A 21,745-nucleotide genomic window follows, 5' to 3' on the forward strand; every position below is an offset into this window, starting at 1 on the left:
ATGAGTGTGGTTGTTTATGCTCCAGCATCAATTGGTAATGTTAGCGTCGGCTTTGATGTATTAGGTGCGGCAGTATCTCCAATTGATGGCACATTGTTGGGTGATCGTGTTTTAGTTGAATTAGGAACAGAAGCTTTCACTTTAGCAACAGCGGGTAGTTTTGTAGATAAGCTGCCTGACGATCCAAAAGAAAATATTGTTTATGATTGCTGGCGTGTATTTGCAAGAGAGCTTGCGAAAAAAGGCATTGAGCTTAAACAGATTCATATGGTGCTTGAGAAGAACATGCCAATTGGTTCTGGGCTTGGTTCTAGTGCCTGTTCTATTGTGGCCGCATTAGATGCGTTGAATCTATTTCATGATAAACCATTAACTGACATGGAAGTGTTGGCGCTAATGGGTGAGATGGAAGGGCAGATATCTGGTGGTATTCATTATGATAATGTTGCCCCTTGTTATCTTGGTGGGCTGCAATTAATGGTTGAAGAATTAGGTATTATCAGTCAAGAAGTCCCTTGTTTTGATGAATGGTATTGGGTGATGGCATACCCAGGTATTAAAGTATCAACGGCAGAAGCTCGTGAGATTTTACCTTCGCAATATCGCCGTCAGGATGTGATAGCACATGGCCGTAACCTAGCAGGCTTTATTCATGCGTGTTATTCAAAGCAGCCTGAGCTAGCGGCAAAAATGATTAAAGATGTGGTGGCAGAACCCTATCGTGAACGACTATTACCTAACTTTGCAAAAGCTCGTGCATATGCCGCTTCAGCAGGAGCGCTAACAACGGGTATTTCAGGTTCAGGTCCAACGCTATTTAGCATCTGTAAAGATAAAGATGTAGCAGAGCGAGTATCTCGCTGGTTACAAGAAAACTATGTTCAAAATGATGAAGGATTTGTCCATGTTTGTCGTTTAGATAAGCAAGGCTCTCAAGTAACAGGAAGTAAACTATGAAGCTGTATAACATAAAAGAAAATGATGAACAGGTCTCTTTTGGCCAAGCCGTGCGCCAAGGTCTAGGTCGTAATCAAGGACTGTTTTTCCCATCAGAATTGCCTAAGTTTGATGATGTTGATGCGCTTCTAGCTGACGATTTTATTACGCGTAGTACCAAAATATTATCTGCATTTATTGGCGATGAATTGCCAAAAGATACAGTAAGAAACATGGTTGAAAATGCGTTTCAATTCCCTGCGCCAATTCATGCTGTAAAAGAGGGCGTTTATGCGCTTGAGCTATTTCATGGTCCGACGTTAGCATTTAAAGATTTTGGTGGCCGTTTTATGGCGCAATCTTTAGCTGCTGTAACTGAAGGTAATGAGCAAATTACTATTTTAACAGCAACATCAGGGGATACTGGTGCTGCTGTTGCTCATGCATTCTATGGAATGGATAATATCAAAGTAGTTATCCTTTATCCAAAAGGTAAGATCAGCCCGTTACAAGAAAAGCTCTTTTGTACACTAGGTAAGAATATTCATACCGTTGCAGTTGATGGTGATTTTGATGACTGTCAGGCATTAGTTAAGCAATCTTTTGATGATGCGGAACTACGTAAAGAAGTAGGACTTAATTCAGCTAACTCAATCAATATCAGCCGCTTAATGGCGCAAATTTGTTACTACTTTGAAGCGGTATCTCAACTGCCAAAAGAAAAACGTAGTGATGTCGTTATCTCAGTACCAAGTGGTAATTTTGGTAATTTAACTGCAGGTCTGTTAGCTAAATCATTAGGCTTACCAGTTAAGCGCTTTATTGCTGCAACTAATGTCAATGATACGGTACCGCGCTATCTTGAAACGGGTAAGTGGGAGCCAAAAACGACGATTCCAACAATCTCAAATGCAATGGACGTGAGCCAACCAAATAACTGGCCTCGAATCGAAGAATTATGTCAGCGTTTAGGTTGGGGGCTAGAAACACTTGGTAAAGGAGCGGTAACGGATGAACAAAGTGCTGAAACGCTAAAAGCAATGAATGATGAAGGTTATTTATGTGAGCCTCATGGTGCGATTGCTTATCGTATTCTTGAAGAGCAACTTAATGAGGGTGAAACCGGGCTTTTCTTATGTACTGCACATCCGGCAAAATTTAAAGAAGTTGTGGATGATATTTTAGGTGGTGATCTTGAGTTACCTGCTCCATTAGCGAAACATAATGCAATGGAGCTATTATCTGAAGATCTTGCTAATGACTTTGATGCATTAAAAACAGTGTTACGTAAAGTTCAGTAATTGTTAATTCATTACAAAAAAGCCTTTGATTTTATAGTAAGTCAAAGGCTTTCTTTATAGATATAAAAAAACGGCACTCATGAGCAATGAGTGCCGTTTTTATTTCATTCACTCTACAATTATAGAGTTTCAGTGAAAGTACGCGCGATAACGTCTTTTTGTTGTTCTGTCGTTAGAGAGTTAAAACGCACAGCATAACCAGATACACGGATAGTTAGTTGTGGGTAGTTCTCTGGGTGTTTAACCGCATCTTCTAAAGTATCACGTTGTAAAACGTTAACATTTAGGTGTTGGCCACCTTCAATTTTTGGTGCTTTTTCAATTGCAACGTCACGGCTTTCGTATTCGCCTAGCTCGTTTGCTGCAATTACTTGGTCAGCTTCAAAGCCTGAAGTTGCAACAACACAACGCGCTTCATTTTTCTCGCTATCTAGTAGCCAGATTGAGTTAAGAAGATCGTCATTTGCAGCTTTAGTAATTTGGATACCTGTGATCATTTTACTTTCTCCTAGTCCACTTTGTGGTTATTTTGTAAATATCTTATGGGTCACATTATATACATGATACCCTTACTTTGTATATTGATATAAGTCAAAAAACAACAAAAAGTGATAATTAATTCATCTTAAAAAGATTGTCCTAAATCAATAAAGCACCATATAGCTAGCTTGTAGCACGATAAATGCGGATTACTACTTTGTTGGTATTGGTTTATTTTGTAGTAAACTTACTACAAAATAAGGTATTTTATTTCTCTCTATTTTGTTGATTTTAAGGATTGTAAATTAGAGAACTACTGACAAATAAAGCGTTTACCGTAATAATAGTGCGAAGATCACTTTGAAAGGAAAATACTGAGATGAAATATATTGGCGCTCATGTGTCAGCTGCTGGAGGTGTAGATCAAGCACCTAAACGAGCTTATCAAATAGGAGCAAATGCCTTTGCTCTATTTACTAAAAATCAACGCCAATGGGCTGCAAAGCCATTAACAAATAAGATCATCTCTGATTTTAAAGCAAACTGTAAGCGTTTTGGTTTTTCTAGTGAGCAAATTTTACCTCATGATTCTTATTTAATTAATTTAGGTGCTCCTGAAGCTGAGAAATTAGAAAAATCTCGCGCAGCATTTATTGATGAAATGGAACGCTGCGATCAGCTTGGATTAACCTTACTTAATTTTCATCCAGGAAGTCATCTCAAGAAAATTTCAGAAGATGAATGCTTAGCTTTAATTGCTGAATCAATTAATTTAGCGCACCAAGCGGTTCCTAATGTTGTTGCTGTTATTGAAAACACTGCAGGACAAGGTACAAATTTAGGATGGAAGTTTGAGCATTTAGCTCAAATTATCGAACAAGTAGAAGATAAAACACGTGTCGGTATTTGTATTGATACTTGCCATACTTTTGCCGCAGGCTATGACTTAAGCAGCAAAGAAGTGTGCGAGCATACCTTTGCTGAGTTTGAGCGCATTGTTGGTTTTCAATATTTACGTGGTATGCATATTAACGATGCAAAAATTGAATTAGGTAGTCGAGTCGATCGTCACCACTCTCTTGGTGAAGGTACGATCGGTTGGGATTGTTTTGAATATATAATGCAAGATGAACGATTTAATAATATTCCTTTAGTCTTAGAAACTATTGATCCTGAGATCTGGAAAGATGAAATCGCTCAACTAAGAACATTAAGTGAGAAGCAATAATGACAATGACTTGGGGTTCGGTGTTATCGGTTGAAAAGGAGAAAGCATACTATCAATCGATGATGAGTAAAATTAAAACAGAAAGAGGGCTAGGGAAAACAATTTTCCCTCAAGAGGCTGATATTTTTACCGCGTTTGATTTAACTACTTTTAATGATGTAAAAGTAGTTATTCTTGGTCAAGACCCATACCATGGTGCAGGACAAGCTCATGGGCTCTCTTTCTCGGTATTACCAGGTATTAAAATCCCGCCTTCCTTACGTAATATGTATAAAGAATTAGCGCAAGACATTGATGGGTTTATCATTCCAGACCATGGTTATTTAGAAAGTTGGGCGAAACAAGGAGTCTTACTATTAAATACAGTATTGACTGTTGAAGAAGGAAAAGCACATTCTCACGCTAAATTTGGTTGGGAGCTTTTTACTGATGCAATTATTCAACATATTAATGCTCATAATGATGGTGTCGTTTTCTTATTATGGGGAGCGCATGCGCAAAAGAAAGGATCAAATATAGATGAGCATCGTCACTCTATTCTAAAAGCGCCACATCCTTCTCCTCTTTCTGCCCATCGTGGTTTTTTTGGATGTAAGCATTTCTCCCAAACCAACGAGTTGCTTAGAGAAAAGAACTTATCAGAGATCAATTGGCATTCAGTTACATAGAATCATTGTATAAAATTTGAACTTAATCCTGTGCTCTTGTTTCAGTCATATACACTTACAGTAGATAAGGTAATTACTGAAATGGTAAGGGAGGACGAGATGCTTATAGAAAGTATTTATAAAGAGCATGGTTATATTAATCGTATTATTCAGTTATTAGATAATAAGCTGGCTCGACTCGATGATGAAAAAAACATTAATTATAATGTAGTTCGTGAGAGTGTGGATTATTTATCCTTGGTAGCTGAAAAGGTACATCATCCAAAAGAAGACATGATTTATCAATATTACATTAATCGTTATGGGGAGCATGAAGGATTAAGCAATTTATTGAAAGAGCATGATACATTATCGGATGAAACCGAAGAGTTTTCTATCGCTATTACGATGATTTTAAATGATGCCATTGTTCCAAAAGAAGTATTTAAGGCTAAGTTAAAAGCATTTACTCACCGGATTGAACAGCATCTAGAGTTAGAAGAAAAAGAGATATTTCCCTTTTTAAAAGCGCACTTAACACTTGACGATTGGAAGGCACTAGAAAAAAACTGGAGTGAAGAAGAGGATCCTGTATTTGGAAGTAAAGCAGATAAGCGTTTCTTAGAGCTTGCAGAAAAAGTACGATAAGTTTTTTTAAGTAAATAAAAGGAGAGCTGTTTTGCTCTCCTTTTTTATGTCTTCTTGGTTTTTAAGTTTTATTTAAAAATAGCAGAATCGATACTCCCTTTAAAGAAAGGGTCTAACTCTTTTAACTCTTGTAGCAGTTGACGACGATCTTGAAGTTCTTCTATTTCACGCCATAGGCGCTTTGTTTGTTTCTTCTTCGTAGTCGATGTTTTCGTAGCTAATAAATCATTCAATGTGTACCCATCCATAAGCACCTCGTTTTTTATAAATTAATTAGTTATTACAAAGAGTAAAGTATTTATTTAGCATGTTATTAATTATCACAGAGTAACTATTATGACCTTGAACTGTTTCGCATTTGTTTCTTTTTGGTGAATATTTTATGAGATAATGATCACTTAACTGATTTAAATATAGTCTAAATGAATTAATTATCGCAATTTGAGGTGATTTGTAAGAAAGGATTAAGATATTTTCATGTTTGATTTTTGTTAAGTATGGTACTGGTTTTTATAAGATTTTAGTGTATGAATTTTATCCACATTATTAATGGATTAAAATATGAGAATAAAAACAAGATATGAGAATTTAAACGTATATCTCACTGTTTTTTATAGGACGCAAGATATGACTCATCATAATGAAAGTGGACTAATGATTGATTCTCGCATTTATGGCGCGGTTTAAATGTCATGAATATGATGTTTTTTTGTTGCTCTAATGAGATTGAATTCTAATTTTGTAGACAAAATGTCATCGATGGCTTCTCTGTTTTCTATTGATTTTTTAGTAAATACTGAGCATCATTCAGCTCGCTAATCTTAGTCGGTGAGTAAATATTTACATTTACTGTGAATAAATGAATAGAGTTGCAATAAAAGAGATAACTCAAGCATTCCTGAATAAATAATAGAAAATGAATATAAGATTAGTAGGGACACTTAGCAAAATTAAGTGTAGGAAATATTAGTGTAACGGAGAGGGAAAAGTGACAAGTCTTATTAATTTACTGAATGACTTATTATGGGGTTCAGTACTTGTATATCTACTGGTTGCCATTGGTATCTATTTCACTATTCGATTAGGTTTTATTCAATTCCGCCATTTTGGTCATATGTTTTCGGTATTGAAGAACAGTAGAAAATCAGATCCATCTGGTATTTCATCATTCCAAGCATTGTGTACGAGTCTTGCTGCTCGTGTTGGTACTGGTAACATGGCTGGCGTCGCAGTAGCGCTAACTGCTGGTGGTCCAGGTGCTATTTTTTGGATGTGGTTAATTGCTATGTTAGGTATGGCTACGTCTTTTGCAGAAAGTACGTTAGCTCAATTATACAAAACCAGGGATGATGAAGGTAATTATCGTGGTGGCCCAGCTTATTATATGGAGAAGGGCTTGGGGATGCGCTGGATGGGCGTATTGTTTTCTGTCTTTTTGATCATTGCTTTTGGTTTGGTTTTTAATGCGGTTCAAGCGAATTCTATTGTTGGTGCAATGCAAACCGCATTTGGTTGGGAGCCTCTTTATGTAGGTATCGCTATTGTCATTATTTCAGCTATTGTTATTTTTGGTGGTTTTAGAACCATAGCACGTACCGCTGAAATCATAGTGCCTGTAATGGCATTAGCTTACCTAGCAATTGCGATGTTCATTATGATCACCAATATTGAAAAACTACCTGGTGTGATTACGTTGATCTTTAAGAGCGCATTTGGTCTTCAAGAGGCAGCTGCCGGTGGCTTAGGTTATGCAATTGCACAAGCAATGATTAACGGTATTAAACGTGGTTTGTTTTCTAATGAAGCTGGTATGGGGTCAGCACCTAATGCCGCGGCATCAGCGACACCATATCCACCACACCCAGCATCACAAGGTTATGTACAAATGCTAGGCGTATTTATGGATACTATTGTGATTTGTTCTGCAACGGTCGCTATTATTTTAATGTCTGGTGAATACGTCCCTCATGGTGAAGTGACTGGTATTGAATTAACTCAATTTGCGTTAACAAGCCAGGTGGGTGATTGGGGCGGTATTTTTGTTGCTGTAGCGATTTTCTTCTTTGCGTTTACTTCAATTATCGCAAATTATTCTTATGCAGAAACAAACCTTATATTCTTAGAGCATAACCATAAAGCTGGAATTGGCATTTTCCGTATTGTTGTATTAGGTATGGTAATGTTTGGGGCATTATCTTCATTACCTACGGTATGGGCTCTTGCTGATGTATCTATGGGGTTAATGGCGATAGTTAACTTAATTGCTATCTCTTTATTATCAGGCACCGTTATCAAGCTTGCGAAAGATTATAATAAGCAGTTGAGTGAAGGGAAGGTTCCTACCTTTGATAGTAAAGATTATCCAGAGCTACATTCTCAACTTGAAGAAGGTATCTGGGATAATACTAAAGAGCAAAAATGACCATTGCTTTCACCCATTGAATAAATAGATAAAGCCACGCAACCTAGCGTGGCTTTTTTTTATCTTAATCGTTACTATCTTTATATATAAAAAATATACAGGGATATCTTGCTCATGCTTATCGTCGTTTCTCCAGCGAAAACTCTTGATTATGAAACACCATTACCAACAGAGGTGTTTACTCAACCTGATTTTATTTCAGATTCCGCAGAATTAATTGAGGTATGTAAAACCCTAACACCTCTTGATATATCTAACCTAATGAAAGTCAGTGATAAGATCGCAAGTTTAAATGCGATCCGCTTTGGAGAGTGGTCAACGACATTTACTCATGATAATGCTCGTCAGGCTCTTTATGCTTTTAAAGGGGATGTTTACACGGGGTTAGATGCAAATAGCTTAACTAGTAGTGATATTGAATATGCTCAAATGCATTTACGCATGCTTTCTGGGTTATATGGACTTTTAAAACCATTAGATTTAATGCAACCTTACCGTTTAGAAATGGGAACAAAGCTAGCGAATAAACGTGGGACAAACTTGTATCAGTTTTGGGGGAATGCAATTACACAAAAACTGAATCAAGTTATTATTGAACAAGGCGACGATGTATTGATCAACCTTGCATCTAATGAGTATTTTAAAGCGGTGAAGCCAAAAGAACTTACTGCTAACATTATTACGCCAGTTTTCAAAGATTGTAAAAATGGTCAATACAAAATTATTAGCTTCTATGCTAAAAAGGCGAGAGGTTTGATGGCCCGTTTTATTATTGAAAATAGAATATCTACGATAGAAGAATTGAAAAGCTTTACGGTTGATGGTTATTATTTTGTTGATGCCGAATCATCAAGCAGTGAACTTGTGTTTAAAAGAGAAGAGCAGAAGAAATAGTAATGATGAGATGGATTAATGTATGTTTTATGTAAGTAAAATGTATCGATAATTATTTGATCTGATAGTATTGGATAGGCTATTGTAATTAAGGTTGTTTTTCTTTTCTTACTGAAGAGAATACGATTAAATAAGTGCGTTTTAGAAAAGGATTTTACATCAAGCTGACGCTGAGAGTGTTAGAATTGGTATAAATCGTCAACATAATGGCAATCATCTCAATTTATACTGAGAATAACTATAAAAGGACAAATCAAATGGCAGATCAAGGCGCTGTAACTGATTTAGCTACTAGTGGAGTAGCAAATTTAGAACATTGGCTAACAGATAATTCAGAGCTATTTATCACGTATGGTGTAAATATTATTTCAGCATTAGCGATCCTTTTTATCGGTAATATTATCGTTAAGAAAATTGCAGGTGGTGTAAGTAAAGCTCTTGAGAAAAAGAAAATGGATAAAGCGGTTGTCGACTTTGTTCATACCTTAGTTCGTTATCTTCTATTTATTATCGTATTAATTGCAGCTTTAGGTAAAGTTGGCGTTCAAACGGCTTCTGTAGTTGCGGTTATCGGTGCGGCTGGTTTAGCGGTTGGTCTTGCACTTCAAGGTTCTTTATCAAACTTTGCAGCAGGTGTATTGATTGTTGCTTTCCGTCCATTCAAATCTGGCGATTACGTAGAGATTGGTGGCGTTGCAGGTTCTGTAGATTCAATTCAAATTTTCCAAACTATTTTAACAACGCCAGACAACAAAATGGTTGTTGTACCAAATGGGGGTGTAATTGGTAGCCCAATCACAAACTATTCTCGTCATGCGACTCGTCGTGTTGATCATGTAATTGGTGTTTCTTACAGTGCTGATCTGAAGAAAACGAAAGAAGTAATCACTAAGGTACTTGAGTCTGATGAGCGTGTTCTTAAAACTCCAACACCAACGGTTGGTGTTGTTGCTCTTGCTGATTCATCAGTAAACTTTGTTGTTCGCCCTTGGTGTAAAACAGAGCAATACTGGGATGTTTACTTTGATACGCTTCAAGCGATTAAAGAAGGTCTAGATAATGAAGGTATCGAGATCCCATTCCCACAAATGGATGTTCATTTAAATAAAGCGGATTAAGTTTTACTTAAATCAAAACAATAAATGCTGCCTTAGGGTAGCATTTTTTTTACCTGGTTCGTTGGGGTAAAAGAGGCCAGAAAAGGGAATTATTTACACCGATTATGGTCATAACAATATAATGTTATCTTGAGAAAATTAAAATGAAAAAAATTATAACTGCACTGTGTTTATCTGCCTGTTTTTCTCCTATTGCTTTTGCATCATCTCCTGATTTTCCTCATATAGAAGTATCAGGAAAAGGTGAGGTATTTGTTGTTCCTGATATGGCTCAGTTTTCTGTTGATGTTGTTGAAAATAAAGCAACAGCAGAAAAAGCAAAACAAGCTGCAGATAAGGCTGTAACTGGTTTTCTTGCTCGTTTAGAAGTTCAGGGTGTTAAGCGTGAAAATATTAATAGCGGCAATATTCGTCTAACGCCTGAATATCGTTATCCAAAAGGAAAAAAACCAGAGTTAGTCGGTTATAAGGCGATCCGTAATATAACAGTAACCGTTCTCGACCTAAATAAATTGAATGGCTACTTAGATAAAGCTTTAGGCGATGGTATTAACCGTATTAATCATATTGAGTTAAAGACAAGTAAAGAAAAAGAATATATCGAAGCGGCGCGTCTAGAAGCAATTAAAGATGCAAATGATAAAGCGACGTCATTAGCTAAAGGATTTGGTACTGCGATAAAAGGTGTTTGGAAAATCTCTTATCATAATAATTACAGTCAACCTGTCTTAATGAAAAGTATGAGAATGGATATGGCATCTGATGCCTCTGAAAGCTACCAAGATACTCAAATGGTAATTAGTGATTCTGTTTCTGTTGTATACCGCCTTAAAGACTAATGTCTAAAAGGAATTAAATAGAAAAATGGGTTACCTATAAAGGTAACCCATTTTTTAATAATATCGCTAAAGTGTGTATATTCTAGTGGAGAATACGTGCTCGAATTGTGCCTTCAATTGCTTTAAGTTGAGCTAACGCTTCTTCTGAACGAGCGGTTTCAACATCAATAACTACATAACCCATTTCTGCTGATGTTTGTAGGTATTGAGCTGCAATGTTAATGCCTTCATCTGCAAAAATACTGTTAATTTTAGTCAAAATACCAGGACGGTTTTCATGGATATGCAGAAGACGAGATGTATCTGTATGTAATGGAAGAGATACTTCTGGGAAGTTAACAGAAGATAACGTTGAACCATTATCTGAGTACTTCGTTAATTTTCCTGCTACTTCTACGCCTATATTTTCTTGAGCTTCTTGAGTTGATCCACCAACATGCGGCGTAAGAATTACATTATCAAATTTCTGTAATGGTGACTCAAATGGTTCTGCATTTGTTTTTGGCTCTGTAGGGAATACATCAATAGCAGCTCCCCCAAGATGCCCTGATTCAAGTGCATCACATAAATCTGGAATTTTTACCACAGTGCCACGTGCTGCATTGATAAAGATAGCTCCAGGTTTCATTCTAGAAAATTCTTCAGCGCCCATCATGTCTTTTGTGCCTGCTGTTTCTGGCACATGAAGAGAGATCACATCACATTTATTCAGTAATTCACTCATGGTTGCTATTTGAGTCGCGTTACCTAATGAAAGCTTATTTTCGATATCGTAGTAGTAAACTCGCATGCCAAGGTTTTCAGCTAAAATGCCTAATTGTGTACCGATATGTCCATAACCGACGATACCCAAACGTTTGCCTCTCGCTTCAAAAGAAGCGTCTGCGCTTTTTTTCCAAACACCACGGTGAGCTTGAGCATTTTTTTCAGGGATACCGCGAAGTAGTAATAGAATTTGACCTAATACGAGTTCTGCCACACTACGAGTGTTAGAGAAAGGAGCATTAAACACTGGAATACCGCGTTTTGCTGCTGCTGTTAAGTCAACCTGGTTAGTACCAATACAGAAACAACCCACAGCAACTAATTTATTAGCAGCATCAAACACTTCTTGAGTAAGTTGAGTACGCGAACGTAAACCGATGAAGTGGACATCTTTTACTGCTTCAAGCAACTCTTCTTCTGACAATGAACCTTTGTGGTATTCAATGTTGGTGTAGCCGTCAGCTTGAAAGACTTCAACACAAGATGGGTGCAATCCTTCTAAAAGAAGAATTTTAATTTTTTCTTTTTCCAGAGATACTTTTGCCATGGTCGTTCTTATCCTTAAAAACAAAATCAATAATGATTGATGGGAAGTGATTATTTATTGATGATTATAAAGTATCAAAAAATAATCAGTTTGGGTAAGAAAATTACGGAATAGTTAATAAAAAACGGTACTAATGAGCACCGTTTGTAATCAAATGACATTTTACCCCTTAGATTTAAGGGGTAAAAGGTAGGTTTATTGGGTTAAACGAACTTTTTTACACCGTCAGGAGAGCCAACTAATAGTGCATCTGCACCGCGGTGAGCAAATAAGCCAACCGTTACTACGCCAGGAAGTGCATTGATTTTATCTTCAAGCTCTTTTGCGTTAGTAATTTTCATATTGTGGACATCTAAAATAACGTTACCGTTATCAGTCGTCACGCCATGACGGTATTCAGGATCACCACCTAATTTAACTAGCTCACGAGCTACGTAAGAGCGAGCCATTGGGATAACTTCAACTGGAAGAGGGAATTGACCTAATACTTCAACTTGTTTTGTATCATCAACAATACAAATAAATTTTTCAGAGATAGCGGCAACGATTTTTTCACGAGTAAGAGCTGCACCGCCGCCTTTAATCATTTCGTTTTTACCGTTGATTTCATCAGCACCATCAACATAAACATCAAGGCTGATAACATCGTTACAATCAAAAACTTCGATTCCTAACTCTTTTAGCTTTTCAGTTGATGCAACAGAGCTTGATACTGCGCCTTTGATCTTACCTTTCATGGTCGCAAGTGCGTCGATGAAATGATTTACTGTTGATCCTGTACCCACACCAACAATGCTGCCAGCTTTTACGTATTCTAACGCTGCCCAACCAGCCGCTTTTTTCATCTCGTCTTGAGTCATGACCTTCTCCTAGTGAAATAATAGAGTTCAAATAAAACGGCTCGATTATAACGTACCGATTTTTCTTCGTCAGAAAAAATAAGTCAATAAACAAGAAAAAACAGAATTAATGCAAACGTTTTCGTTTTGATGTCATGGAAAGATGCTTAGTGTTTCAATTTGATAGGTGATTTATTTGTAAGTGGTATTTCGATAATGAAAATAAGAGCGTTGTACGTGTTTTTACTTTACCAATGCCATGTTTGGGTTGGGGTAATAATTCGAGGTAATGGAACATCCCAAGATTCGATTGGCAGTAATTTAACTTGTTGGCAAGCATGTGCAATTCCAAGTGGCATTGGGCCTGTTTGAGAATGATGCCAATTAACCAAGGTGCGATCGTAATAACCGCCTCCCATACCTAAGCGGTTGCCTGTTTGATCAAAAGCGACAAGAGGGGTAATGATGATATCAAGCTCATTAACGGGAACCATTTGAGTTTTGTCTAACTTTGGCTCAGGGATTTGATATTTATTTAATAAAAGTGTAGTCGTAGAATGGTACTGAAGAAAAAGTAGATGTCCTTTACTAAAAGGGTCAATAACAGGTAAATAGACGGATTTACCTTGTTGCCAAAGCCACTCAATTAGTAATGAAGTATCTATTTCACCATCAACAGAAAGGTAGATAGCGATGGATTTTGCTTTTTGAATATAAGGATCGTTCGCGCACTGGAGGACAAGGTCTTTGGCGGCTTGTGTTTGTTCTTGAGGGGATAACGCGTTGCGATGTTGGCGAATTGATTGTCGAATCTGTCGACGAGATGTCATGGAATACCCCAAAGTACCGTAGTGGTCGTAGCCCTTGAACCCTCGGTTCAAGGCGGATCAGCAAAATTTACCGTAGGCTTCTCAGTACGAGCCGAGCTTGCTCAATAGTAAATAAATACTAACCCTAATTTGTGCTTATCGGCTCAGGGACATAGATCCGCCTACAAACACTTCAGGGTAAAATTGATTCTTTTGCTGTCCTTAGCGATAGTGCCTATTCTGCCGTATTTTCTTCTGTTTGGCTAGGCTTTACGGTAGAAATTGCCGCTTCTAATGCGCTAGCAAGCAGTCCCATTCGCTCATAAACAGCAGAAGAGTGATTACTTGCTTCTTTTTTCGCCATATGAAGTTCGTAGCAGATATTTAACGATGTAATTGTTAATAATTGCTCAGTATTGGTTACCTTAGTTCGTTCAGATAATTCATTTACTCGATTATCTAAATCTTTTGCTGCTTCTTTCAACGCAGCTTCTTGACCAGCAGGGCAGTTAACCTTGATGGCTCGTCCTAAGATTTGGACTTGCACGGCTTGGCTTGTCATCAATACATTACTCATCGTTAAACTAGAAGAATACACTGATTTAAAAATACATCAGTGATAAGTGAATGAAACTATAAGAAATGCGTGAATAAGATTCAAGTATTTCCCCTCTCTTTGTTGATGGTGGTTAACTATATTCTTAATAAAACAACAATCTGATGAAAATATACCCAATTGCGAGAGATCGTGAGTTTTCTGAAAATGCGCAAAGTGGTAGCATGGTGGCACTATTCATAAAATCAGAGATCACCCCATGAGCGCAATTAAAATGCCAACCTTCCTGACTGTAGAGTCAGCCTTAAAAGACAGTGGATTAGCGGTAACTCCAGCAGAATTGCATGGTTTACTTGTGGGGATGATAAGCGGCGGGCTTCCATTAGACGATAAAACGTGGAAACCCCTTATTTTTGATTACACAAACGATGGAATGGGATGGCCAGATAGTGCCCTTCAAATGGGTAGCGCTATTTTTCAATGCACAGTAGCAGAACTAAGCACGGATAATTTTGCTTTAGATATGCTTATCCCTGATGGTACAGAAACGTTAATGAACCGAGCTGATGGATTAAGTGAGTGGGTTAATCACTTTATTTCAGGGCTAGGTTTAGTTGAATTAAAGCTAGATAAAGCGTCTGAATCTCTAAAAGAAGCGTTATTAGATTTAGAAGAAATTGCTCGCTTAGGTATTGATGAAGAAGATGATCTTGAAGAGCAAGAAAATCTATTTGAACAAGTTATTGAGCATGTGCGTATTTGTGTACTGACTATCCATGCTGAATTAGGTCAAAAAGTACATAACGACGCTTCTAAAGCTGTGCATTAATATAGGTAACGCTATGACACATTATGATGTAGTGATCGTGGGTGGGGCCATGTCAGGGGCGACCTTAGCGTTGGCGCTAGAAAAAATGAATCAAGATACATTATCTATTGCTGTGATAGAGGCAGTCGAGCCAAAGTTGGATCAACACCCTGGTTATGATTCAAGAAGTATTGCATTATCTAGTGGGACGTCTCAACTATTACAAGATATTGAACTTTGGTCTGATATTGACTCATTTTCGACACCTATAAATCATATTCATGTGTCAGACCGACATCATATGGGGCTGACTGAATTAACCTCTAAAGAACTGAATGTTGATGCTTTAGGTTATGTGGTTGAGTTAACCGATGTTGGTCTTTTTTATCATCAAAAGCTAATGAATTCTCATAATATAGAGCTTTTTTGCCCAGCTTCTGTTGTTGATATCAAACGCGATGTTTCGTCATCAACATTAACACTATCGACGGGAGAGGTCATTTCCACCTCTCTTATCGTGGCGGCTGATGGGGCAGAATCAAAGACCTGTAACATAATGAATATTGAAAGTGAGAATAATGACTTTCAACAAGTAGCGATTATTGCGAATGTAACGACAAGCATTCATCCTCACGGCAAAGCATTTGAACGCTTTACAGAACATGGACCATTGGCTTTGCTGCCTATGTCACAAGGACGAAGTTCATTAGTATGGTGTGTGAGTCCTGAAGAATCAAAGCAAATACTCGGATATGATGATGACGCTTTTTTAGAGCACCTGCAGCGAGCTTTTGGATGGCGCTTAGGTCAGTTTATTAAAACAGGAAAACGAGCACATTACCCATTGTGGTTACGTCGTCAAAAACAATACATCTCTCATCGTTTTGCTGCTATTGGTAATGCAGCTCAAACATTGCATCCAATTGCAGGACAAGGTTTTAACTTGGGAATTCGAGATGTATTTTCATTGGCAGAATGCTTAACTAAAGCGCATCGTTCTGAGGGTGATATTGGTGAATATCGTGTACTTTCTGAATATCAAAAACGACGCCAGTCAGATCAAATACAGACAATTACAATGACAGCAGGATTGGTTTCTATTTTCGCAAATAATTCATTTCCAATGGTTATTGGAAGAAACGTAAGTTTGCGTGCTGTTGATATGTTCCGTTCTTTTTTAAAGCCCCTGACATTACGAGCAATGGGCAGAGTGAATAGATAATTATGATGCAAAGTGTAGATGTTGCAATTATTGGTGGTGGCATGGTCGGTTTGACTGTGGCTGCGGCATTAGAAAAAAGTGGATTAAGAGTGGCGGTGATCGAAAGTAAATTACCTGATACTCAGTTAGATAATTTACCTGATGTTCGTGTATCAGCTATTAGCCGAGCCAGTGAAAATATTCTTGATTATGTTGGAGCGTGGCAAGGTATTGTTTCTCGTCGAGCAGCCCCATATACGTCAATGAAAGTGTGGGAACAAGACAGTTTCGCTCATATTGATTTTGAAGCAGAACAGATTGCACAGCGTAATTTAGGGCACATTGTTGAAAATCGAGTGATTCAATTGTCATTGCTTGAAAAAATAGAGAAGCAAGACAATGTGACAGTATTTGCCCCTGAACGTTGCAGTAAAATTCTATTTGGTGAAAGCGAAGCGTGGATAAATCTAGAATCGGGTAAGGCAATTACCGCTAAATTGGTGGTTGGTGCTGATGGTGCTAACTCATGGTTACGTCAGCAATTAGATATTCCGTTAACGCATTGGGACTACGGACATAGTGCACTTGTGGCAAATATTAGAACAGTCGATTCACATAATAAAACTGCACGTCAAATATTTAGACCAGAAGGACCATTGGCATTTTTGCCTTTGGGGGAGAGTAATTTAAGCTCAATAGTATGGTCATTAGACCCTCTTCATGCAGAAGATTTAGTATCAATGCCCGAAGAAGAGTTTAATAAGCAATTAACTGCGGGATTCGATAATCAGTTAGGCTTATGCGAAGTTGAGGGTGAGCGTCAAGCCTTCCCTTTAAAAATGCGCTACGCCAAAGATTTTGTAAAAGAGCGTGTAGTATTAGTAGGTGATGCGGCTCATACTATTCATCCATTAGCAGGACAAGGGGTCAATTTAGGTTTAGCCGATGCAGCAGCATTAGCGGAAACTATTATCGAATTGCACCTAGAAGGTAAAGATATTGGTTTGAAGACTAACTTGAGGCCTTTTGAGCGTTGGAGAAAAGCAGAAGCTGCACAGATGATCGCTTCAATGCAAGGGTTTAAAACGTTGTTTTCAGGCTCCAATCCGATTAAAAAATTGGTTAGAGGGATTGGAATGTCTCTTACTAATGAAGTAACTCCAGTAAAAGATGAGTGCTTAAAAAGAGCGTTAGGTCTATCTGGTCGATTGCCTAAAATGGCAACGAAAAAGTAATTTTTAGAGCATAAGATATAAAAAAGGTAGCCTAAGCTACCTTTTTTATTTGTATCGATTTTACATATGAGTCTAATAAGAAAGTCTTAATCGAGCTACTTCCAAGTTAATCTCTTTTATCATTCTATATTGTTCACGTTCAGCTTGAGAAGGAACAATTAGTTTTCCCGCTTCAAATCTAAACTCTCCAATACCATGAATATGAATCTTTCCGTTAAACAGTCGACTAATATGTTTAGCAATCATACCTGGGGCATAGTGCTTAAAAAATCGCATCACATTATCCTTTAGTGATTAATACTATAAAAGCATTTCCTTTATACCTATTGTGCTAATAAATGAATTTTAATTAGCATTATCGATATTACTTTCATAGCTATTATAAAACAGAAAAGGTGACGATAGTGTTACAAAAATAGGATAGAGTGATGAAGGTATTATTTTTTGTGTTTTTATATTCTTAAATTTGATCTTTATTCGGTATTAAATAATATTTCTGAGGGGGGAATTAGAAATAGATAAAAAAAAGCCCGAAATAAATTCGGGCAAATAGTCACAGATGCATTTCCAATATATATAGGTATATTGGAGTAAATTGTTTGGAGTTAAACAATTTATGCGTTCTTTCGTAAGAAAAGAACATAATTAAGATAGCTAATGAATTACTAAATTGCTACTTATTCATAATAAATAAATAACAATGCAGTTCTTATCATTTAATTGTGCGTTTAAGATCAACTTTAGAATGTAATGATGTAATTTAATCCTATTCTCGAAACAATTAAGAGCAGTTAATTATTTATAGACTGTTGATTGCTTTTACTCTTCATCTAGTGAATAAGGAAGAGACTGTTTTTCCCAGATTGAATCTTGAAGCCTAAATTGAGAATCTTCATCAAGATCATTTGGAAGAATAGCGAGAGCGATCGTTTCACCGCCAGCAAAACGGAAGGCTGATACGATCACGCCACCTTTACGCCAGTTATCCCCGACACTACGTTCAATAGCATCTCCAGCTACTGGAGTTTGTTCTGAATGTCCTGATAATAAATACATCGCTCGTTTATTCATTCCGCGATATTTAGCTCTTGCTACCGTTTCTTGACCTGTATAACACCCTTTTTTAAAGCTGATGCCACCAAGAGCCTGAAGATTCATGGCTTGAGGAATATGTTCATTGCTTAATGCTGAATCAAGTTGAGGGAAAGCTTGTTGTAGTTGGTACAGAGTCCACAATTCTTCGTCGCATAATGTCGCTTCAGTTACAGAAGAAAGTAGCTCTTCTTTTTGAGCTATAGTGGTAACAAGTAACCATTGCAAAGCTCCGATTTTTGCAAAAGTACCAAATGCAGAGGTACGTACATCTTCTTGTGAGTCGGTATTATTATTAATCCAGGTTTGAGCTTCCTCTCCAGTAAAGCCAAGTAAGACTTCATCACTAATGGTGATGTCTACTTTAGAAAACACTGAGTATTTTTTTATTTCAGTAAGTTCTGTTTCTACCGAGCTTCTGCGCTGGAATAAGGCATAACCTTCATTGTGGTGGAAAAGATGGAATATGCTCCATAATTTACCTTTTGCATCACAATGACCACCAAAGGTAATTTCATTTTGAGATAAAGCAACTACATCACAAGTTACTTGGCCATGTAGGTAAGATTTTTTATCGTTACCAACCATTGTGATTAACGCCCAATCATTCAGTTCAGAAATCGCAAAGCTTGGAAGAGTATCGTCTTTTTTTATTGATAACGCTGGAAATAGAGTGCTCATCATGAAATTCTTATTTGGTTAGATTATTTCCTTTATAGTAAATGCCTACATTTTAAATGTCAGTAAAAAGAAACAAGTAGTTTAATGTCTCATCTTGTTCATCTTGTGACTTTAGATCATGGTTGTCATAGAGAGAGACTGATAAACTCAGGCCAATTATTTCTATTTTTAATCTAGGGGACAGTATGTACAGTGTCGAAGAAAAAGCACGAGTCAAGTGGGCTTGCCGTCGTGGGATGCTGGAATTAGATGTGGTAATAATGCCATTTTTTGATGAATGTTTTGAAGAGCTTACCGAAGCTGAGCAACAAGGCTTTGTTTCATTACTAGAGTGTGATGATCCTGATTTGTTTACTTGGATCATGGGCCACGGCCGAAGTGACAATCTTGCTCATGCTGCAATTATAGATAAGATTGTTGAGCATAATCTCAGTAAACTCCGTTAAGGTCACTCTTAACTTTTCTAATGTCGCCTATCTTACTTTGCATGGTTGTTATCTATGCGTTGGGTGGGCGATGTTATTAATTGATATTGTTCCATTCCCTTTATTACCTCTTCTTTTTCATTATGGCTACCATCATCTTATTCTTATTTATCACTCCCTTTTAGAACAGCAAGGTTCATACACATTTACAGATAAAGAGTCTGATGATCACCGTGATTGGGTTGTAACTCGAGCACTTTGGCTAAGTCGAAGCTTAAGTGTTATTTACGCTAAAAATGAGTACACAGGGCGTTATTTTTATCTATTTAGCGATACGATAGATATAAAAAAGCACCATCAATTAATGGTGCTCTTAAGGTAAGTAATAGCTAGTGTTTATTTTGTTTGTTCAAACACTTTATTTAAAGTCTTTTGGCGCTAAAATCGTTGGACCTGATTCTTCTAGAGCTTCAGGGTAATCTAGGGTGTAATGAAGACCACAACTTTCTTTACGCTCCATCGCACAACGAACCATCAATTCAGAGACGTCTAATAAATTACGTAATTCAATTAAGTTATTAGATACACGGAAGTTACTGTAATAATCGTGTGTTTCTTGCTTCAATAATTGAATTCGGCGAAGTGCTCGCTCTAGACGCTTATCAGTACGAACGATGCCCATGTAATCCCACATAAATAGGCGTAATTCATGCCAGTTATGCTGAATTACTACTTCTTCATCCGAGCACTCAACTTGGCTTTCATCCCATGCTGGTAACGATGGTGGTAGTTCTCGGTTTTCCATGTCTTTAATGATGTATTCGGCAGCAGACCACGCATAAACCACGCACTCTAATAATGAGTTTGACGCCAATCGATTCGCACCGTGAAGCCCAGTATAACTGACTTCACCAATCGCAAATAAACCATCAATATCCGTTTGTCCTTGCTTATCAACCATAACGCCGCCACAGGTGTAATGGGCTGCTGGGACAATAGGTATTGGCTCTTTGGTCATATCAATACCGAATGAAAGCAGTTTTTCATTAATAGTAGGGAAGTGATGATGAATAAAGTCAACAGGCTTATGGCTGATGTCTAAATACATGCAGTCGGCACCTAAACGCTTCATCTCAAAATCGATAGCTCGAGCGACAACATCACGAGGAGCTAATTCACCACGTTCATCAAAATCAGGCATAAAGCGAGTGCCATCAGGACGACGTAAATAAGCGCCTTCACCACGTAATGCTTCTGTCATTAGGAAGTTACGAGCGTCAGGGTGGAATAGGCAAGTTGGGTGGAACTGATTGAACTCCAAGTTCGCAACACGACAACCAGCACGCCAAGCCATCGCAATACCATCACCTGAAGAGACGTCAGGATTAGAAGTATATTGATAAACTTTAGAGGCACCGCCAGTGGCTAAAATAACAAATTTAGCACGAACGGTTTCAACATGTTCTTCATCACGGTTCCAAATATAGGCACCAACGACTTTATCAGTGTCACCACCGATTTTATCTTCAGTGATTAAATCAAGCGCATTATGACGCTCGAAAATAGAAATGTTAGGGTGGTTAACAACATTATCTTGTAGCGAAGTTTGCATCGCTTTACCCGTTGCATCTGCTGCATGCAGAATGCGACGATGGCTATGACCACCTTCACGAGTTAAATGAAATTTTGGATCTGAGATGTCGATTTCTTTTTCATCATCATGATCAAAAGGAACACCGCCATCGATTAACCATTGAACGCAATGTTTTGCATTTTCAGCAATAAAAGTAACAACGTCCTTATCGCAGATATGTGCGCCAGCGACGAGAGTATCATCGACATGAGATTCAACCGTATCACTTTCATCAAATACGGCAGCAATGCCCCCTTGAGCGTAATAGGTTGAGCCTTCATTACGAGGCCCCTTACTTAAAACGATCACCTTTCCATGTGGTGCGACTCTAAGTGCAAGTGAAAGACCAGCAGCACCACTACCTATGACTAAAACGTCACAACTGTGTTCATTGGTTATGTTCATATATTCATCATTATCCTGTGATTATCCGAGTATTTTACCAGAATCTATGAGATTGCGTCATATTTTGAGGTGGAATCTTAAATATCAAGAATAAAAAATAGAAAAATAGACCATAAAAAACCGCATAGAAGTCTTAAAGTTAATCATGGAACTATTAAATTGATAAAAAAATGTAATAATAAAGGAACTTTCTAGATATTAGAAACTCATACATAGTGCTCAAGTTAATTGTGATA

General features: G+C 37.5%; 23 protein-coding genes and 1 other RNA gene. 14 read left to right on the forward strand and 10 right to left on the reverse strand.

Annotation, left to right across the window (positions count from 1 at the left end; genetic code table 11):
- Nucleotides 1-957, forward strand: a complete 957-nt coding sequence (gene thrB, locus BTO23_RS00580; protein ID WP_061003195.1) for a homoserine kinase — start codon at nt 1-3, stop codon at nt 955-957.
- Nucleotides 954-2,237, forward strand: coding sequence for a threonine synthase (gene thrC, locus BTO23_RS00585; protein ID WP_105062799.1), 1,284 nt, complete (start codon nt 954-956; stop codon nt 2,235-2,237). Before thrB ends, thrC begins: the two co-directional genes overlap by 4 nt.
- Nucleotides 2,238-2,356: 119 nt before the next feature.
- Here the strand turns inward: thrC and grcA are convergent, their stop codons facing one another.
- Nucleotides 2,357-2,734, reverse strand: coding sequence for an autonomous glycyl radical cofactor GrcA (grcA, locus tag BTO23_RS00590; protein WP_060991789.1), 378 nt, complete (start codon nt 2,732-2,734; stop codon nt 2,357-2,359).
- A 362-nt stretch (nt 2,735-3,096) separates the two neighbouring features.
- On the opposite strand from grcA, the gene nfo reads away from it, so the two are divergent.
- The 3 genes from nfo (at nt 3,097) to BTO23_RS00605 (ending at nt 5,240) form a co-directional block, all read left to right on the forward strand.
- Entirely contained in the window at nt 3,097-3,945 is an 849-nt protein-coding gene (nfo, locus tag BTO23_RS00595) for a deoxyribonuclease IV (RefSeq protein WP_105062800.1), read from the forward strand.
- Nucleotides 3,945-4,613 (forward strand): uracil-DNA glycosylase, encoded by a 669-nt coding sequence (ung, locus tag BTO23_RS00600; RefSeq protein ID WP_105062801.1) that lies wholly within the window; start codon nt 3,945-3,947, stop codon nt 4,611-4,613. The genes nfo and ung overlap by 1 nt, the downstream gene beginning before the upstream one ends.
- Nucleotides 4,614-4,712: 99 nt before the next feature.
- Entirely contained in the window at nt 4,713-5,240 is a 528-nt protein-coding gene (locus tag BTO23_RS00605; protein ID WP_105062802.1) for a hemerythrin domain-containing protein, read from the forward strand.
- 68 nt (nt 5,241-5,308) lie between these two features.
- Here the strand turns inward: BTO23_RS00605 and BTO23_RS00610 are convergent, their stop codons facing one another.
- Complete coding sequence (locus BTO23_RS00610) at nt 5,309-5,488, reverse strand: DUF3545 family protein (RefSeq protein ID WP_060991785.1); 180 nt, start codon at nt 5,486-5,488, stop codon at nt 5,309-5,311.
- A gap of 740 nt (nt 5,489-6,228) precedes the next feature.
- On the opposite strand from BTO23_RS00610, the gene BTO23_RS00615 reads away from it, so the two are divergent.
- The 4 genes from BTO23_RS00615 (at nt 6,229) to BTO23_RS00630 (ending at nt 10,513) form a co-directional block, all read left to right on the forward strand.
- A complete protein-coding gene (locus tag BTO23_RS00615; protein WP_105062803.1) occupies nt 6,229-7,662 on the forward strand; it encodes an alanine/glycine:cation symporter family protein in 1,434 nt (477 codons plus the stop codon).
- 114 nt (nt 7,663-7,776) lie between these two features.
- Nucleotides 7,777-8,556: a peroxide stress protein YaaA gene (gene yaaA, locus BTO23_RS00620; protein WP_060991783.1), complete on the forward strand. Its 780-nt coding sequence runs from the start codon at nt 7,777-7,779 to the stop codon at nt 8,554-8,556.
- Between the two features lie 257 nt (nt 8,557-8,813).
- Nucleotides 8,814-9,674: a small-conductance mechanosensitive channel MscS gene (mscS, locus tag BTO23_RS00625; protein WP_105062804.1), complete on the forward strand. Its 861-nt coding sequence runs from the start codon at nt 8,814-8,816 to the stop codon at nt 9,672-9,674.
- 143 nt (nt 9,675-9,817) lie between these two features.
- Nucleotides 9,818-10,513, forward strand: a complete 696-nt coding sequence (locus BTO23_RS00630) for an oxidative stress defense protein (RefSeq protein WP_061030262.1) — start codon at nt 9,818-9,820, stop codon at nt 10,511-10,513.
- An 82-nt stretch (nt 10,514-10,595) separates the two neighbouring features.
- Here the strand turns inward: BTO23_RS00630 and serA are convergent, their stop codons facing one another.
- The 5 genes from serA to zapA form a co-directional block, all read right to left on the reverse strand.
- Complete coding sequence (gene serA / locus BTO23_RS00635; RefSeq protein WP_060991780.1) at nt 10,596-11,825, reverse strand: phosphoglycerate dehydrogenase; 1,230 nt, start codon at nt 11,823-11,825, stop codon at nt 10,596-10,598.
- Between the two features lie 203 nt (nt 11,826-12,028).
- Complete coding sequence (rpiA, locus tag BTO23_RS00640) at nt 12,029-12,685, reverse strand: ribose-5-phosphate isomerase RpiA (RefSeq protein WP_060991779.1); 657 nt, start codon at nt 12,683-12,685, stop codon at nt 12,029-12,031.
- Between the two features lie 227 nt (nt 12,686-12,912).
- Entirely contained in the window at nt 12,913-13,494 is a 582-nt protein-coding gene (locus BTO23_RS00645) for a 5-formyltetrahydrofolate cyclo-ligase (RefSeq protein ID WP_060991778.1), read from the reverse strand.
- 1 nt (nt 13,495) lies between these two features.
- Nucleotides 13,496-13,676, reverse strand: a non-coding RNA gene (gene ssrS / locus BTO23_RS00650) — 6S RNA.
- 32 nt (nt 13,677-13,708) lie between these two features.
- Nucleotides 13,709-14,035, reverse strand: coding sequence for a cell division protein ZapA (gene zapA, locus BTO23_RS00655; RefSeq protein WP_060991777.1), 327 nt, complete (start codon nt 14,033-14,035; stop codon nt 13,709-13,711).
- Nucleotides 14,036-14,288: 253 nt separating this feature from the next.
- Between zapA and BTO23_RS00660 the strand changes: the two genes are divergently transcribed.
- Genes BTO23_RS00660 through BTO23_RS00670 form a run of 3 tightly spaced genes read left to right on the forward strand, consistent with a single transcriptional unit; the run spans nt 14,289 to nt 17,273 of the window.
- On the forward strand, nt 14,289-14,858 hold the full coding sequence (locus BTO23_RS00660) for a YecA/YgfB family protein (protein ID WP_060991776.1): 570 nt from the start codon (nt 14,289-14,291) through the stop codon (nt 14,856-14,858).
- Nucleotides 14,859-14,871: 13 nt separating this feature from the next.
- On the forward strand, nt 14,872-16,059 hold the full coding sequence (gene ubiH / locus BTO23_RS00665) for a 2-octaprenyl-6-methoxyphenyl hydroxylase (protein WP_170066683.1): 1,188 nt from the start codon (nt 14,872-14,874) through the stop codon (nt 16,057-16,059).
- Nucleotides 16,060-16,061: 2 nt separating this feature from the next.
- Nucleotides 16,062-17,273 carry an FAD-dependent 2-octaprenylphenol hydroxylase gene (locus tag BTO23_RS00670; protein ID WP_061003178.1) on the forward strand — a complete coding sequence of 404 codons (1,212 nt, stop codon included), beginning with the start codon at nt 16,062-16,064 and terminating at the stop codon, nt 17,271-17,273.
- Between the two features lie 72 nt (nt 17,274-17,345).
- Here BTO23_RS00670 and BTO23_RS00675 read toward each other — a convergent pair whose 3' ends face one another.
- Together BTO23_RS00675 and ygfZ are read right to left on the reverse strand one after the other, a co-directional pair.
- On the reverse strand, nt 17,346-17,549 hold the full coding sequence (locus tag BTO23_RS00675; RefSeq protein ID WP_060991773.1) for a DUF1107 domain-containing protein: 204 nt from the start codon (nt 17,547-17,549) through the stop codon (nt 17,346-17,348).
- A 543-nt stretch (nt 17,550-18,092) separates the two neighbouring features.
- Nucleotides 18,093-19,049, reverse strand: a complete 957-nt coding sequence (gene ygfZ, locus BTO23_RS00680; RefSeq protein ID WP_105062806.1) for a tRNA-modifying protein YgfZ — start codon at nt 19,047-19,049, stop codon at nt 18,093-18,095.
- Nucleotides 19,050-19,231: 182 nt separating this feature from the next.
- Here ygfZ and BTO23_RS00685 point away from each other — a divergent pair, with 182 nt between their 5' ends.
- Together BTO23_RS00685 and BTO23_RS00690 are read left to right on the forward strand one after the other, a co-directional pair.
- Nucleotides 19,232-19,492: an FAD assembly factor SdhE gene (locus BTO23_RS00685; protein ID WP_060991771.1), complete on the forward strand. Its 261-nt coding sequence runs from the start codon at nt 19,232-19,234 to the stop codon at nt 19,490-19,492.
- 70 nt (nt 19,493-19,562) lie between these two features.
- Nucleotides 19,563-19,853 carry a hypothetical protein gene (locus BTO23_RS00690; RefSeq protein WP_245922064.1) on the forward strand — a complete coding sequence of 97 codons (291 nt, stop codon included), beginning with the start codon at nt 19,563-19,565 and terminating at the stop codon, nt 19,851-19,853.
- 36 nt (nt 19,854-19,889) lie between these two features.
- Here the strand turns inward: BTO23_RS00690 and nadB are convergent, their stop codons facing one another.
- Nucleotides 19,890-21,509 carry an L-aspartate oxidase gene (gene nadB / locus BTO23_RS00695; protein WP_105062807.1) on the reverse strand — a complete coding sequence of 540 codons (1,620 nt, stop codon included), beginning with the start codon at nt 21,507-21,509 and terminating at the stop codon, nt 19,890-19,892.
- Between the last annotated feature and the right edge of the window lie 236 nt (nt 21,510-21,745).

The sequence above is a fragment of the Aliivibrio sifiae genome, from assembly GCF_002954715.1.
Classification (GTDB): domain Bacteria; phylum Pseudomonadota; class Gammaproteobacteria; order Enterobacterales; family Vibrionaceae; genus Aliivibrio; species Aliivibrio sifiae.